Here is a 15,032-nt window from a genome sequence, read left to right on the forward strand (position 1 = left end):
GTTAGAGGCCTCAATGCTTCTTGAACAGGTGCAGCGCGGCGACCACGATGCCGCCAATGACCAGGCCGACGATCGCGCCGCCCACCGCAGTTACCAACCAGTGCAGCAGTCCGCCGATCGCGGGCAGGGCCTGCGCCGCGCCCTGCGCGACATGCTCGATCGCGCCGGGGATCAGGTCGATATGAAATTCGTGCAAGCCATGCACGATCAGCCCGCCGCCGACCCACAGCATGGCGGCGGTCCCGACCACCGACAGGATCGCCATGATGACGGGCATCGCCTTCACCAGGCCGCGGCCGAGCGCCTTCGTGCCGGACGAATCCTTCTTGGCGAGGTGCAGGCCGATATCGTCCATCTTCACGATCAGGCCGACGACGCCATAGACGCCCGCCGTGATCAGGATGGCGACGACGACCAGGATAGCCGCCTGTTCCCATACCGGTTCGGCTGCGACCGTGCCCAGCGATATCGCCATGATCTCACCCGACAGGATGAAGTCGGTGCGGATCGCGCTCGACACTTTCTGGTTTTCCAGCTCGGTGGAACTGAGCGTCTGGGCCGCTTCCTCCGCCACGTCATGGCCGCCCTGTATTGCCTCCAGCAGCTTTTCCACCGCCTCGAAGCAGAGGAAGGCGCCGCCCAGCATCAGGAGCGGTGGCAGCAGCCAGGGCGCAAAAGCGCTCATCAACAGCGCGGCGGGCAGCAGGAACAACAGTTTGTTGCGCAGCGATCCCTTCGCGATCTTCCAGATGATCGGCAGTTCGCGGTCGGGGGTGAGGCCCATCACATATTTGGGGGTGACGGCGGCGTCGTCGATCACCACGCCTGCCGCCTTCGTGCCGGCCCGCCCGGCGGCGGCGGCGACGTCGTCCAGCGATGTCGCCGTCAGCTTGGCAATGCCCGCCACATCATCGAGCAGCGCGATCAGACCCGAAGGCATAGATATTCATTCCCCTGTTGCGGGCTCATGATAAGTCCGCACCCGCCTCATAGAGGCGGGGCGGCGCAGGGGCAATGGAGCGCTAGCGGTCTTTAATAGTTGCCTGGCGGGTCGCTCGCGGGAAAGGATTCGTCGGACTGTTCATCCACCTTGTCCCAATCGGTGGGGTCGACGCCATGCTGTGGCCCCGCGTCGCGGACGATACCGGACGACCCGACCGGGCCGAGGTCACCCTTCGCTTCGCCATCGCCCATCCATTCGCGCCAGCCCTTGATCGCGATCGCGCCAAGGCCGGTGACAATGGCGAGTTTCAACAGCCCCTTCATTGATGCTTCTCCTGCCCATGATGCAGATGGACCCAATCGGCGCGGTCATGGCCGACCGCATGGGACGCCAGACTGATTTCGCCTTCCTCGTCCGATCCGCGCATATCCTGATCCTGCGTGGAGGATTGCGGCAAGGACCAGCGTTCGCGCAGCGCGGCGTCGATCATCGCGCTCCAGGCGTTCGCATCGCCCGCGTCGCGCATGGCCGCGTCGGGTTCCTTGAGGATGGCAAGGATGCTGGCCGCGTCTTCGACCCGCGTCGGCCAGGCGTCGGGATCGGCGGCTGCGAGATGGCGCGCCAGACGTTCGATGAGGGATCGATTTTCCATGCAGACGCAACGCGCGCTGCCGCTCGCCGTTCCGTGCATCGTGCCGCTATCGCATCGATATGGACCGGGCGGGTGCCACGGTGTTGAAACCGGGCAGGATGCTAGGGAGGAAGGCCATGCCGGAGGGTGACAAGGCAGCTATACCGACAAGCAGAAGCGCGAGGGACTGCCTATGTAGCGAAGAGGGGCCGGGATACGCGGTGAAAGCGCCATGCCGACTGACATGTGTGGCGCAAATGCGACGGCCTCGCAATTTGTCCTCTAAGCGCCTACTTCCGGCAACGTTAATATTGCGAAACATTATTAACTGACCTATCGGCTTCCGATCACGGATGCCGTCGCGGGCTGGCGCTGAAGCTGCTGCCCGCCGACGGCGCTCTATTCCATCGGGGTTCGCATCATGAAAATATCTTATTCTTGGCTTCTGAGCGGGTCGGCAGCAGCCTTGATCGCCATGCCCGCTGTCGCGCAAACGCCAGCCGCAGCGCTCGGGGAGGAGGAGATCGTCGTCACCGGCACCTATACGCTGCCCAACAAGATCGATACCGCGACTGGCCTGGGCCTCACCGTGCAGGAAACGCCACAATCGGTCAGCATCATGACCGCCCAGCGCATCCTCGACCAGAATCTCATCAGCGTGAAGGATGTCATCGTCAACAGCGTCGGCGTCTCCGCCAACGAGGTGGACGACGTGCGCAACAATTTCTACGCGCGCGGCTTCGAAATCCGTAACACGCAGGTCGACGGCGTCCCTGCGGCCTGGACGCTGGCGGGCGGCAATGGCGAAACCAGCATCGACGTGTCGATCTATGATCGGGTGGAAATCGTGCGGGGCGCGACCGGCCTGCTGTCGGGCGCTGGCGATCCGTCCGCTTCGGTCAATCTGGTCCGCAAACATGCCGACGCCACCAACCTCACCGGCTATGTCAACGCCAGCATCGGTAGCTGGAACACCTGGCGTGTGTCGGCCGATGTCGGTGGCGCGCTGACGGCGGATGGGCGCATACGCGCGCGGCTGGTCGGTCGATATGAAGAGGGCGAAAGCTATATCGACATCCAGGACAAGAAGAAGTGGGTGCTGTATGGCGTGATCGATGCCGATGTGACCGACACGACGCTGGTCCGCGTCGGCATGAGTCACCAGGATACCAAGCCCAAGGGCGCGACCTGGGGGGCGCTGCCCACTTTCTACACCGACGGCACGACGACCGACCTGGCCCGCTCACAGAGCACGGCGGCGGACTGGACCCATTGGAACACGACCAACTAGAATATCTTTGCCACCATACGCCAGGAATTGGGTGAAAAGTGGAACGTCACGGTCAATTATAACCGTCTGCGCAACACCAATTCGAGCGAGCTTCTGTATCTCTATGGCAATGTGGACCGTGCGACGGGCACGATCCAGTCCAGCAATCCCTACAAGGCCGAGGGTATCAGCGTTCAGAACAGCTTCGACGCGCAGGTGAAGGGGGAGGTCAGCCTGTTCGGGCGCGACCATGAAGTGGTGGTCGGCGCGCTGAACAGCGTGCTGAAACGGCATACCGACAATTATGTCGCGCCTTTCACGCGCTATAATCCGGCGTTGCTACAGCCAGGACAAACGCCGGGTATATTGAACGATTGGGCGGGGAATGTTCCGCTGGTTGGTCAAATCGGGGTTCCGTTCCCAGAACCCGTCTGGGGCACGACGCCGACCCGCAACGAAGCGGAACGGATCGAGCAGACCGGCTATTATGGTGCGTTTCGGCTGAACGTCGCCGATCCGTTCAAGATCATCCTGGGCGGGCGTCTGGCCAGTTGGAAGCAGACGGGCTTCGCCTGGAGCGGCCCCAGCGATTATGGCGATGACAATGTGTTCATCCCCTATGTCGGCGCGCTGTACGACGTGACGCCCAATCATCGCGTCTATGCCAGCTATACCAAGATCTTCCAGCCGCAGAATCTGGTCGACCGGAACCTCCGGCTGCTCGATCCGCTGGACGGCAACGCCTATGAAATCGGCCTGAAGAGCAGCTTTTTCGGCGACGCGCTGCAAACCTCGGTCGCGCTGTTCCGGATCGAGCAGGATAATGTCGGCCAGGTCGGTGACATCATCATCCCGCCCAATGGCGGCATCCCGCAGCAGACTTATGTCGCGGCGCAGGGTGTGACCAGCAAGGGCTTCGAGATCGAGGCGACCGGCCAGCCGCTGCCGGGCTGGAACCTCAACGCCAGCTACAGCCAGTTCAAGGCGGAGGATGGCGATGGCATTGCTGCGAACACCAACCAGCCGCGCAAGCTGCTCAAGATTTTCACGACATACGACCTGCCGGGCGTTCTGACCGGGCTGACCGTCGGCGGCGGCATCAATTATCGCAGTAAGGCCTATTCGGAAGGTTTGAACCCTGTGACCGCCGCGCCCTTCCGCTTCCAGCAGGGCGGCTATACGCTGGTCAGCCTGATGGCGCGTTATGCGGTGACCGACCAGTTGCAGTTGCAGGCCAATGTCGAAAATCTGCTCGACAAGACCTATTACAGCCAGATGGGCTTTTTCAGCCAATATCGCTACGGCGCGCCGCGTAACTTCACGATCGGCGCGAACTACAAGTTCTGATAGGGCGCCATATCGCCGCGATAGGAAGCGTCCTCCCTGACAGGAGGGCGCTTTTTCATTCGCGCTTAGCGCTTCCTTTACCACCTGCCTGTCAGAGGAGGGGGCCTCCTGCGAGGAGGCGAACCACGCAAGGGGGACTTTTGTGATCCGTTATCTTCTTCCTGCCGTCTGTGCGGCAGGCGTCTTCGCCACGCAAGCCCATGCGCAAGAGGCCGGGAATTTCGGCGGATTCAAGCTGGGCGTCGTAGCTGGCTATGACAAGGTCAGCCTGGAATATGAAGATGTCAGCGCCAGCGATGACGGCGTCCTCTATGGCGTGACCGCAGGCTATGACCTGGACCTGGGGAACGCGGTAATTGGCCTGGAACTGGAGGCGAGCGACAGTTCGGCCAAGCAGCGGTTCACCGACCTCATCTTCTCGGGCGACAGGGCCAAGCTGGCGACAGGCCGCGACCTCTATGTCGGCGCACGCATCGGCATACCGGTCAGCCCCAACCTGTTGATCTATGCCAAGGGCGGCTATGTGAACGGCCGCGTCAAACTGACTTATGATGGCGGCGCCGCTCTCATCCTCACCGACAGCGACACGCTGGACGGCTGGCGTCTGGGCGGCGGCCTGGAACTCACCAACCCCACCCACTTCGCGCGGATCGAATATCGCTACAGCGACTATGGCAGCTACAAGATCGCGGGTGTAGACACCGGCATCGATGTGACGCGCCAGCAGGTCGCGGTGACGGGTGGCTTCCGCTTCTGAGAGCGGACGACAGCGTAGAGATGCGAATGGCCGGGTGAGTAATCCTCCGGCCTTTTTGTTGGTGGTTGTCGCCCCGCTTGCGGCTACAAGGCTACGTTACCCCGGGCTTGACCCGGGGTCCAGCTTTCCCTTCAGTATCGACGTTTCAGAAGGCAGCGAGACCCCGGCTCAAGTCCGGGGTGACGACTATATGCTATGTCCGCTCCTCACCCAAACCCGCAGCCTGTCCACCAACAAAAAAGCCGCCCGTTTCGGGGCGGCTTTCCTGTTCGATCCTTGCGAGAAGAAATCAGGCTTCTTCAGCCGTCTCTTCTGCTTCGTCGCTGCTGGCCGAAGCGATTTCGCCCGGCTCTGCATTGGGATCATAATCTTCGGTGAAGCCGCTCTCGTCCTTTTCGAACAGATCGGCCATCACGTCGACGCCCTGCGACTGAAGCTCTGCTTCTTCCGGCGAACGCGCGACGTTCACGGTGATCGTGGTCACGACTTCGGGGTGCAGCGCGACCTTGACGTCGAACACGCCCAGCGTCTTGATCGGGCGTTCCAGCACGACCATCGCCTTGGTGACGTTGGTCACGCCAGCGGCGTGCAGCGCGTCCACGATGTCACGAACCGCAACCGAACCATATAGTGCGCCCGCGTTGGACGACTGGCGGATCAGGACGATCTGCGTGCCGTTCACGCCATCGGCGGCCGCTTCGGCGTCGGAACGACGGGCGGCATTATCGGCCTCGATCTTCGCGCGGTTGGCTTCGAAGACCTTCTTGTTGGCGTTGTTGGAGCGCAGCGCCTTCTTGTTGGGGAGCAGGAAGTTACGGGCGTAACCGTCCTTGACGGTGACGATGTCGCCGATTGCGCCCAGCTTCTCGATGCGTTCGAGCAGGATGATTTCCATGGGTTTCTACTCCCTTACTTCACGATGTAGGGCAGGAGGCCCAGATGACGGGCGCGCTTGATGGCCTGGGCCAGCTCGCGCTGCTTCTTGGCGGACACAGCCGTGATACGGCTGGGGACGATCTTGCCGCGTTCGGACACGAAGCCCTGCAGCAGACGAACGTCCTTATAATCGATCTTCGGCGCATCCTTGGCGGCGAAGGGGCAGCTCTTGCGGCGGCGGAAAAACGGGCGTGCCATGTCTCAGATCTCCTTATTCAGCAGCCGGGGCGTCTTCGCGGTCGCGGCGCGGGCCACGATCGTCGCGGTCGCCACGGGGGCCACGGTCACCACGATCGCCGCGGGGACCACGATCACCACGCTCGGGGCGGTCCTGCTTGCGCATCATCACCGACGGGCCGGTTTCCAGCTCATCGACCTTGACGGTCATGTAGCGGATGATGTCTTCGTTGATCTGGGTCTGGCGCTCCAGTTCCGCGATCACGTTGCCGGGGGCATCGATGTTCAGCTGCACATAGTGCGCCTTGCGGTTCTTGGCGATCTTGTACGCGAGCGAACGCAGGCCCCAGGTTTCGACCTTGGTCACCTTGCCATTGTTGTCCTCGACGATCTTCGTGGCGGTTTCCGCCAGCGCGTCCACCTGCGCCTGTGCCAGATCCTGGCGCGCAAGGAACACATGCTCGTAAAGAGCCATGGGTATTACCTCATCTGTTGGCCGATCGCTGACGCCCACCCCATGTGGAACGCCCCTCCGGCTGTCGTCTGTCATGCTTCGCAGATGCGCCGAGTCACCCCGGCGTTCATGCGAAGGCGCGCCTATGGGGGAAAGGGGGAGAAAGGCAAGGGGCATCGGTGCCCGGCGCCAGAGCCAGAAAGCTGTTCGGCCTGAGCTTGTCGAAGGCTCTTACTTCCTTCTATCGTTGCAGAAAGAAATAAGGCACTTCGACAGGCTCAGTGCGAACGGGCGAGAGGGTTAGCTTATGGCAGTCGCGATTGCAGCCTTGTCGCTGATCCTGCTGATGATCGCCGCCTATCGGGGCATGAGCGTCATCATCATGGCGCCGCTGCTGGCGATGCTGGCCGTCTTCCTGACCGATCCGGCAGCCGTCCCCGCCGCCTTTTCCGGCCTGTTCATGGAAAGAGTGGCGAGTTTCCTCAAACTCTATTTCCCGGTGTTCCTACTGGGCGCGCTGTTCGGGAAGCTGGTCGAGATTTCGGGCTTTTCCCGCGCGATCGTGACAGCAGTGATCGGCTTCATCGGCGCGGGGCGGGCGATCCCGGCGATCATGGCGGTGACGGCGCTGCTTACCTATGGCGGGGTGTCGGTGTTCGTTGCGGTCTTTGCCGTCTATCCCTTCGCGGCGGAGATGTTCCGGCGCGCCGACATCCCCAAGCGGCTGGTGCCCGCGACGATCGGGCTGGGCGCGCTGACCTTCACCATGGATGCGCTGCCGGGCACGCCGCAAATCCAGAATATCATCCCGACCAGCTTCTTCGGCACGACGACATGGGCCGCGCCGGTGCTGGGCCTGATCGGATCGTTTGTCATCGCGGCGAGCGGCCTGGCCTATCTGGGTTGGCGACGGCGCGCGATGCTGGCGGCGGGGGAGGGCTACGGCGCGCCCGACACGCTGGTCAACGAACCGGAAGTGGTGGAGGATGGCGTCCGGGTGCATCCGCTGGTCGCGCTGTTGCCGCTGGTGGTCGTGGGGGCGGGTAATTTGCTGCTGACGATCGCTATTCCGCGCTGGACGGCGGGGGCGGATGTGACGCTGTCCCTGCCCGGCATGGCGGAACCGGTCGCGGTCAAGGTGGCGCAGGTCTCCGCGCTATGGGCAGTGGAGGGCGCGCTGCTGCTGGGCATCGGCACGATCCTGCTCTTCGCCTTTCGCGACGTGGCGCGGCGCTTTGCCGATGGGTCGAAGGCGGCGGTCGGCGGCGCATTGCTGGCGGGCATGAATACGGCGGTCGAATATGGGTTCGGCGCTGTCATTGCCGCGTTGCCTGGCTTCCTGATCGTCAAGGATGCCTTGCGCGCGATCCCCGATCCGCTGGTCAATGAAGCCATCACCGTAACGTCGCTGGCGGGCATCACCGGATCGGCGTCGGGCGGGCTGTCGATCGCGCTTGCCGCGATGGCCGACCCCTTCATGGCGGCGGGCGACGCGGCCGGCATCCCGCGCGAGGTGCTGCACCGGGTCGCGTCGATGGCGTCGGGCGGCATGGACAGCCTGCCGCATAATGGCGCGGTCATCACTTTGCTGGCCGTGACGGGACTGACCCATCGGCAGGCGTATAAGGATATATTCGCGCTGACGGTCATCAAGACGTTGACCGTCTTCGTCGTGATCGCGGTCTATTATCTGACCGGGCTTGTGTAATCGCCGGTCAGGCGGCCGGGCGATGCAGTTGGGCCGACCCCATGAAATGCGCGCAGGTGGACGGCCCGGCCTGCGCGAGCAGGGCGGCGACCTTGTCCTTCAACATGTCGGAGGGCTGTGTCGGATCGTCGAAGGCCATGGCCCATGCGCCAAATTCCCGCGCATCGATCGGCGCTTCGCGCAGTTTGACCACGGCGCGGTGACGGGGATCGGCGTGGATACGGGCGAAGATGCGCTCCACCGCATCCTTCGGTCCCTCCAGCACCTGCAGAAATCGCCGCGAATTGAACAGCAACAGGCCGGTCACGTCGTCACGGCTGTTGTTGATCGCCGACCTTTGAGCAATGGTCGCGCATTGTTGCGACGTCATCATGCTGGTCGCGCTGCTGATATACATGATCTGATACAAGGACATGGACAGTTCCGGCTTTGCCGCCCCCCGGCGCGCAACCATATGCGGGAACATCTCTTAATATCCTGTGTCTAACTTCGATCAAATAGAATGCCCGGAAGGCGCGAACCCCCGGGCATCCTTAGTCACTTCCAGCCGCTCTTAGCGGATCGCACTGCCCACCACGGCGCCGATGAGGCCGCTGGTGATGGCGATCAGGACCGCGTCATTGCCCGACCGGACCCAATGATAGCCGCGCGGCGGGGCCGACAGGCGATAGTCGCGATAATTGTTCACGACACGATAGTTGGTCGCATAGCGGCGGTCGAAGCGCTGGCCCTTGGCCCAGCGGCGGCCGGTGTCACGACGCACGACGGTCTGCTTCTTGACGACGGTGCGGCCGTTGGCCCTGTGCTGCACGACCTTGCGCGTTTCTACCTGCCGGTGCTGGGGACCGTAGCTTTGCGCCTGGGCCTGGGCGGTGACGATCGGGCTGGCGACCAGCGTGGTGGTGGCCAGGGCGACGAGGATCTTCTTGAACATGGGTGGCTCCTTTGCCTTGTAACGGGCGCCATTCCGTGGCGTCGAAGACAGAGATAGGACCGGCTTGTCGCGGGGGTGTGTCACGCCTTGGGTGACTTTGTCGGAAATTGTAACAGATTGATATTTAAGCTGAACTGTTGTTCAGCAAGGGTGGGTTTCGAGGATTTTCCTGGAAGGTTTGCAGGGGCAGGCGGGTTTGGCCCATACACGTTCCCCGGCGAAGGCCGGGGCCCAGTTGAGAGATCCGAACTGGGCCCCGGCCTTCGCCGGGGAACGGCAATCACTTAGCTCGGCGTCACTTTCTCCGCGCCTCCGCGTGAACAAAAAAGCCCGGCAGCGACGGCTACCGAGCTTGGCTTTGCGAACAAATCGAGGATCAACTCGGCAACAGTGTCGCCGTCACCACCATGCGCTGAAGCAGGATGGGGCGATCCTTGCCCTCTACTACTGGCGCGGCCTGCGTAGCGGGAGCAGCGAACAAGGGCGTCAGGCTGAGGCCCAGCACCAGCGCGCTGCTGGCGATGCTGAGGGCGATGGTTTTCATGCGGCTGCTTCCTTCCGGGCCACGGTGCGTGGCGGCATGGAAGGGGATTAGACGGCGGGTGTCGCAGGATTGTGCCAAACGACACCCGCCTTTGTCGGAAAGTGTATCCGCTATTCGTGCCGCAGCGCGTCGATGGGGTTGAGCGCGGCCGCGCGCCGGGCCGGGAAATAGCCGAACACCACGCCGATCGCGGCGGAAAAGATGAAGGCGATCAGGTTCACCTTCAGATCGAACAGGAACGGCACCTTCATCAGCGGCGCGATGCCGACCGACGCGATCAGGGCCAGGAACAGGCCGATGAGGCCGCCCAGGCAGGACAGCACGATCGCCTCGACCAGGAACTGCATCAGCACCTCACGCGCGACCGCGCCGATGGCGAGGCGGATGCCGATCTCCCGGGTCCGCTCGGTCACCGACACCAGCATGATGTTCATGATGCCGATGCCGCCGACCAGCAGCGATATCGCCGCGACCGCGCCGACGATCTGGGTCAGGATCGTGGTCGTGCCGGTCAGCGTGTCGCTGATCTGCTTGGTGTCGAAGACGTTGAAATTATCCTCCTGATCCGCCTTGATCTTGCGCCGTTCGCGCATCAACTCCTCCAGGCTGGCCTGGACGGTGCTGGTGTCATAGGCGTCGTCCACGGCGACCATGATCTGGCTGATGTCGCGGTCGCCGGTGAAGCGCCGCTGCACGAATTTGATCGGCATGACGACGACATCGTCCTGATCGCCGAACCCGCCCTGGCCGCGCGTCGCCAGCACGCCCACGACCTGGCAGGACACGCCCTTTATCCGCATCCGCTGGCCCACCGGCTCCGCCCCCTGGAACAGGTTGGTGCGCACCGTATTGCCGATGATGCAGACGGGGCGACCGGCCTCTTCCTCCTCGGGCAGGAACAGGCGGCCGTCCGCCACCTTCCACTGCTGCACCTCCGAATAGGCCGATGTCGTGCCATAGACGGTGGTCGACCAGTTATTGCCTTCATAGATGGCGGTCCCGCTGGACTGGACGACCGGCGCGACGGCGCGGACGCCGGTCAGCTGGTTTTCGATCGCGGTCAGGTCGCGTTCCTTGAAGTCGGGGGGCGCGGGCCGCCGCCGCCGCGGCCGAAGCCCTGGCCGGGGCGCAATTGCAGGACGTTCGCGCCCAGCGAACTGATCTGTTCGCGCACGGCCGCAGTCGCGCCATTGCCCAGCGTCACCATGGTGACGACCGCCGCGACGCCGATGATGATGCCCAGTGTGGTGAGGAAACTGCGCAGCTTGTGCCGGTTGATCGCGCGGAAGGCGAGGATGACGGTGGTGCCTAGCATGGCGATATCTCGCACTTGTCGTCATGCTGAACTTGTTTCAGCATCCATGTTGCGATTTGTAAGATCTTCCTCATGGACGCGCTGTCCCGTCCACCTGTGACCCGCCGCAACGTTCCGCGCCTTCGCCTCCATCCGCGCGTGTCGCCCGATGGACCCTGAAACAAGTTCAGAGTGACGAAGGGGATAGTTAAAGCGACCATCCTCACGCCGCCACCCCCTGTTCGATCCGTTCGACCAGTCCGTCGCGAAAATGCACGATGGTGCGCGCATAGGCCGCCATGTCGGGTTCGTGCGTGACCATCAGCACGGTGATGCCGCTATTCCTGTTGAGGTCGGTCAGCAATTCCATGATTTCGATCGATCGCTGCGAATCGAGGTTGCCGGTGGGTTCGTCGGCGACCAGCACGTCGGGCTGGGTGACGATGGCGCGGGCGATGGCGACGCGTTGCTGCTGCCCGCCGGACAGTTCGGCCGGCGTGTGATCCCACCAGTCTTTCAGGCCCACCTTGTCGAGTGCGGCCATGCCCATGTCGTAGCGGGTCTTCTTATCCTCGCCGCGATAGAGCAGGGGCAGCTCCACATTTTCCAGCGCCGTCGTGCGCGACAACAGGTTGAACCCCTGAAACACGAAACCGAGATAGCGACGGCGCAGCAGCGCGCGCTGGTCGCGGTCCAGCGTTTCGACATGATGGCCCTTGAACAAATAGGCCCCGCCCGATGGCACGTCGAGGCAGCCCAATATGTTCATCGTGGTCGACTTGCCCGAACCGGAAGGCCCCATGACGGCGACGAAATCACCCTGCTGGATGTCGAGGTCGACGCCTTTCAAAGCCTGAAACGCGGTCGGGCCTTCGCCATAGACCTTCGTCACGCCGCGCATGGAGATGATCGGGTCGCTTGCCGCCATGGCGAATCAGGTTCCGCTCGGGCGGCCGACGCCGCGCGTCTGGGCAGGGGGGCGGCGCCGTTGGAGGGCGTTACCGGCGCGGTTTCAGGCGCTGCGTCGCCTGAATTGCCCAGCTTGCCAACGCTGGCGGGGGTGCCGTCGGCCGACGGATTGGACTGGCGACGATCCGGGGCCTTGGTGTCGGCGCCCGCATCGGCCTTCTGGTCTTCCGCCGGGGGCTGCTGGCCCGCCGCAAGCTGCCCGGTGATGACGCGCATCCCTGCCTTCAACGCGCCGCCGGTGATCGCCGTGCGCGATCCGTCGCTTGCGCCCACCGTCACCTGCACCGCCTTCGGATCGCCGTCTTCGCCTACGATATAGACGGTCTGGCTGCTGCCCGCGCCGAAATTCACCTGACGCTTGGCTCCGCCGCGCCGCATGCGGCCGGGTCCCGGCAGGACGCTGGCGATGCCGCCACCCTGCGCGCCGCTGCTGGGCTTGAAGCGCAGCGCACTGTTGGGGACCAGCAGTACGTTGCTCAGTTCCTGCGTCACGATATCGGCGGTCGCGGTCATGCCGGGACGCAATATCTCATCCTTGTTGTTGACCGTCAGTACCGCCGTGTAGGCGACCACGGTGCCGGTCGTGCTGGTGGTCGTCGTCCCGGTCGAGGAGGACGAACTGCTCGACGCGTTCGACCCGACATTGACCCGCGACACCGTGGCCGGGAAGGTGCGGCCGGGGAAGGCGTCCACCGCGAAGGTGGCGCTCTGGCCTTCCTTCACCTGGCCGACATCGGCTTCGTCCACCGAAACCTCGACCTCCATCTGCGTCAGGTCTTCGGCCAGGGTGAAGAGGACCGGCGCGTTGAAGGACGCGGCCACCGTCTGGCCTGGTTCGATGTCGCGCGACAGGACCACGCCGTTCACCGGGGACACGATCTGCGCGATCGACAGGTTGGTCTGTGCGGTCGACAACTGCGCGCGCGACACGTTCACCTGCGCTTGTGTGGAACGAAGATTGGCGAGCGCGCCCTGATAGTCGGCACGGGCCGAATCCAGTTCGGTCTTGGCCGGCACGCGGCCGCCCGACAGGCGGAACACATTTTCCTGCCGGTCGAGCGTCGCCTTGGCCAGCGCTACCTGTGCCTGTGCCTGCGCGACGCTGGCCTGGCTGGCGGCGACCTGCGCGCGGTTCTGGTTCACCGTATCGACCAGACGGCGGGTATCGAGTTCGGCGAGCTTTTGCCCCTTGGTCACGCGATCGTTCACGTCGACATAGACGGCCGTGATCTTGCCCGATTGTTCGGACCCGACATCGACCTGATTGATGGGCTTCAGGTTGCCGGTTGCCGATACGCTGACGGTCAGATCGCCGGTGCGCACTTCACGGGTTGCATAGTTGGGCTTGTCCTCGCCCGAGAAGCAGCGTGCCAGCAACAGGATGACGATCAGCAGGACGACGCCCATCGCGCCCCGGATCGCCCATTTGCGCCACGGCTTTTCAGGCTTCGCGCCCAGAAAATCGTCGAGGTCCTGATCCTTGCTCACATCATTGCTCATTGCTTGATCCACTGGGGGGGCGATCTTCCATGGTCTGCCAGCCGCCACCCAGCGCATCGTAAAGCTGGGCGATGGCCAGAACTTCGTCGGATTGCGCGGAAGCCAGGCTATTGCGCGCGTTCAACAGGGTGGATTCGCTGGTCAACAGCGTCTGAAAATCGGTCAGCCCCGCCTGATACTGGCTGCGCGCCAGGATCGCGGCGTTGTTCGACGCGTCAAGGGCGGTGGCGAACTCCACCTTGCGCAGGCGCGCGCTGGTGAGTCGCGCCATGGCGTTTTCGACATCCTCCAGCGCGGTGAGGACGCTTTGCTTATAGGCGGCGAAGGCGGCGTCGGTCGCGGCCTTTTGCGAGCGGACCTGCGATGTCAGGCGGCCGCCGTCGAAGATGGTCTGCGCCACATTGGCGAAGACGCCGCCGGTGATCAGGCTGAACAAATCGCTGAACGCATTGGAGGTTGTGCCGATATTGCCGCTGATGCCGAGCGAAGGGTAGAGCTGCGCCTGCGCCACGCCGATCCGCGCGGTGGCGGCGGCCAGCGCGCGTTCGGCGCTGCGCACGTCGGGGCGCTGGCGCAATGTGTCGGCAGGGATGCCGGTCGCGATCTGTGAGGATGCTACGGGAATGGGGGCGGGGGTTTCCAGCGCGCGTGTCGCTTCGCCCGGCGCCTGCCCCGTCAGCACGGCGATGCGGTTCAGGCTGCCTTTCAAACTGGCTTCGAACTGCGGGATCGTGGCGTTGGTCTGGGCGAGTTGGGCGCGGGCCTGCTGCTCGTCCAGCGAGGAGACGAGGCCAGCCTGCAAGCGCCAGCTGGCGATGTCGAAATTATCCTTCTGGACGCGCTGGCTTTCGCGCGCGATGCGCAGCTGTTCCTGCGCCAGTCGCGCCTGGATATAGTTGGTGGCCAGTTCGGATATGATCGTCATCCGCACATTGGCGAGATCATATCCCGACGCCGCCAGGTCCGCCCGCGCCGCTTCGGCGGTACGCGACAGTTCGCCAAACAGGTCGACCTGCCAGCTGGCGTTGATGCGGCCGGAATAGCTGCTGGACCAATTGCCGGTGCCGCCACCGATCGGATTGCCGCTGCTGTCCAGTCGCCCGCCCGCATCCTGATTGCTATAGTTGCGTCCGCCCGTCGCCGCGCCACTGAGTTGTGGCGCGAAGCTGGCATTGGCCTGGCGCAGCGATTCCCGCGCCTGCCGCAAGCGCGCCTGCGCCTGCACGATATCCAGATTGTTGGCGATTGCGGTGTCGATCAGGGCGCTGAGCGCCGGGTCGTTCAGCCGCGTCCACCATTGGGAAAGGTCGGTGTCGCTGACCGGCGCGCCATCGCCCTGGCTATAGGCAGCAGGAATGCCGAGCGCAGCGGTCTGCGGCGCGCGATAGTCAGGCCCTGCCGCGCAGGCGGACAGGAGGAGCGTCGTGCCGCTGATCCATGCAATGCGATATCGCACCTTTTCCTTGCACTCCGTCGTCGTTAAAGGGGCGGCCACGCTGCCCCGCTTGCAAAGGGGGGTGAGATGTCCCGTCCCTGACTGCCGCAGGGGTGTGTACGGCTCAATGACA

Annotated in this window: 14 protein-coding genes and 2 pseudogenes; 3 read left to right on the top strand and 13 right to left on the bottom strand. The window is 63.7% G+C overall.

Going from position 1 to position 15,032, the window contains the following annotated elements:
* Window positions 1-10 precede the first annotated feature (10 nt).
* The 3 genes from U5A82_RS09780 to U5A82_RS09790 form a co-directional block, all read right to left on the bottom strand.
* Window positions 11-940 (bottom strand): DUF808 domain-containing protein, encoded by a 930-nt coding sequence (locus U5A82_RS09780; RefSeq protein ID WP_326290482.1) that lies wholly within the window; start codon window positions 938-940, stop codon window positions 11-13.
* A 92-nt stretch (window positions 941-1,032) separates the two neighbouring features.
* Window positions 1,033-1,266, bottom strand: a complete 234-nt coding sequence (locus tag U5A82_RS09785; protein WP_326290484.1) for a hypothetical protein — start codon at window positions 1,264-1,266, stop codon at window positions 1,033-1,035.
* A complete protein-coding gene (locus U5A82_RS09790; RefSeq protein ID WP_326290485.1) occupies window positions 1,263-1,595 on the bottom strand; it encodes a hypothetical protein in 333 nt (110 codons plus the stop codon). The genes U5A82_RS09785 and U5A82_RS09790 overlap by 4 nt, the downstream gene beginning before the upstream one ends.
* Before the next feature lie 400 nt (window positions 1,596-1,995).
* On the opposite strand from U5A82_RS09790, the pseudogene U5A82_RS09795 reads away from it, so the two are divergent.
* Window positions 1,996-4,191 (top strand): annotated as a pseudogene (locus tag U5A82_RS09795) (TonB-dependent siderophore receptor).
* A 142-nt stretch (window positions 4,192-4,333) separates the two neighbouring features.
* Window positions 4,334-4,948 (top strand): outer membrane protein, encoded by a 615-nt coding sequence (locus tag U5A82_RS09800; protein WP_326290486.1) that lies wholly within the window; start codon window positions 4,334-4,336, stop codon window positions 4,946-4,948.
* A 289-nt stretch (window positions 4,949-5,237) separates the two neighbouring features.
* On the opposite strand, the gene rplI is transcribed toward U5A82_RS09800, so the two are convergent.
* Genes rplI through rpsF form a run of 3 tightly spaced genes read right to left on the bottom strand, consistent with a single transcriptional unit; the run spans window position 5,238 to window position 6,536 of the window.
* Window positions 5,238-5,843, bottom strand: coding sequence for a 50S ribosomal protein L9 (gene rplI / locus U5A82_RS09805; protein WP_326290488.1), 606 nt, complete (start codon window positions 5,841-5,843; stop codon window positions 5,238-5,240).
* 14 nt (window positions 5,844-5,857) lie between these two features.
* Entirely contained in the window at window positions 5,858-6,082 is a 225-nt protein-coding gene (gene rpsR / locus U5A82_RS09810; RefSeq protein WP_004212076.1) for a 30S ribosomal protein S18, read from the bottom strand.
* 13 nt (window positions 6,083-6,095) lie between these two features.
* On the bottom strand, window positions 6,096-6,536 hold the full coding sequence (rpsF, locus tag U5A82_RS09815; protein ID WP_326292898.1) for a 30S ribosomal protein S6: 441 nt from the start codon (window positions 6,534-6,536) through the stop codon (window positions 6,096-6,098).
* Between the two features lie 286 nt (window positions 6,537-6,822).
* Here rpsF and U5A82_RS09820 point away from each other — a divergent pair, with 286 nt between their 5' ends.
* Window positions 6,823-8,223 carry a GntP family permease gene (locus U5A82_RS09820; RefSeq protein WP_326290490.1) on the top strand — a complete coding sequence of 467 codons (1,401 nt, stop codon included), beginning with the start codon at window positions 6,823-6,825 and terminating at the stop codon, window positions 8,221-8,223.
* Between the two features lie 7 nt (window positions 8,224-8,230).
* On the opposite strand, the gene U5A82_RS09825 is transcribed toward U5A82_RS09820, so the two are convergent.
* The 7 genes and pseudogenes from U5A82_RS09825 to U5A82_RS09855 all read right to left on the bottom strand — a co-directional run bounded on the left by U5A82_RS09825 (window position 8,231) and on the right by U5A82_RS09855 (window position 14,920).
* A complete protein-coding gene (locus tag U5A82_RS09825; protein WP_326290492.1) occupies window positions 8,231-8,638 on the bottom strand; it encodes a BLUF domain-containing protein in 408 nt (135 codons plus the stop codon).
* A gap of 138 nt (window positions 8,639-8,776) precedes the next feature.
* Window positions 8,777-9,157, bottom strand: coding sequence for an RcnB family protein (locus tag U5A82_RS09830; protein ID WP_326290494.1), 381 nt, complete (start codon window positions 9,155-9,157; stop codon window positions 8,777-8,779).
* 376 nt (window positions 9,158-9,533) lie between these two features.
* Window positions 9,534-9,701: a hypothetical protein gene (locus U5A82_RS09835; protein ID WP_326290496.1), complete on the bottom strand. Its 168-nt coding sequence runs from the start codon at window positions 9,699-9,701 to the stop codon at window positions 9,534-9,536.
* A gap of 110 nt (window positions 9,702-9,811) precedes the next feature.
* Window positions 9,812-11,016, bottom strand: a pseudogene (locus tag U5A82_RS09840) (ABC transporter permease).
* A 202-nt stretch (window positions 11,017-11,218) separates the two neighbouring features.
* Entirely contained in the window at window positions 11,219-11,923 is a 705-nt protein-coding gene (locus U5A82_RS09845) for an ABC transporter ATP-binding protein (protein WP_326290497.1), read from the bottom strand.
* Window positions 11,884-13,464, bottom strand: a complete 1,581-nt coding sequence (locus tag U5A82_RS09850) for an efflux RND transporter periplasmic adaptor subunit (RefSeq protein WP_326290499.1) — start codon at window positions 13,462-13,464, stop codon at window positions 11,884-11,886. Before U5A82_RS09850 ends, U5A82_RS09845 begins: the two co-directional genes overlap by 40 nt.
* A complete protein-coding gene (locus U5A82_RS09855; protein ID WP_326290501.1) occupies window positions 13,454-14,920 on the bottom strand; it encodes an efflux transporter outer membrane subunit in 1,467 nt (488 codons plus the stop codon). The genes U5A82_RS09850 and U5A82_RS09855 overlap by 11 nt, the downstream gene beginning before the upstream one ends.
* Window positions 14,921-15,032 lie beyond the last annotated feature (112 nt).

The sequence above is a fragment of the Sphingobium sp. CR2-8 genome, from assembly GCF_035818615.1.
GTDB lineage: Bacteria > Pseudomonadota > Alphaproteobacteria > Sphingomonadales > Sphingomonadaceae > Sphingobium.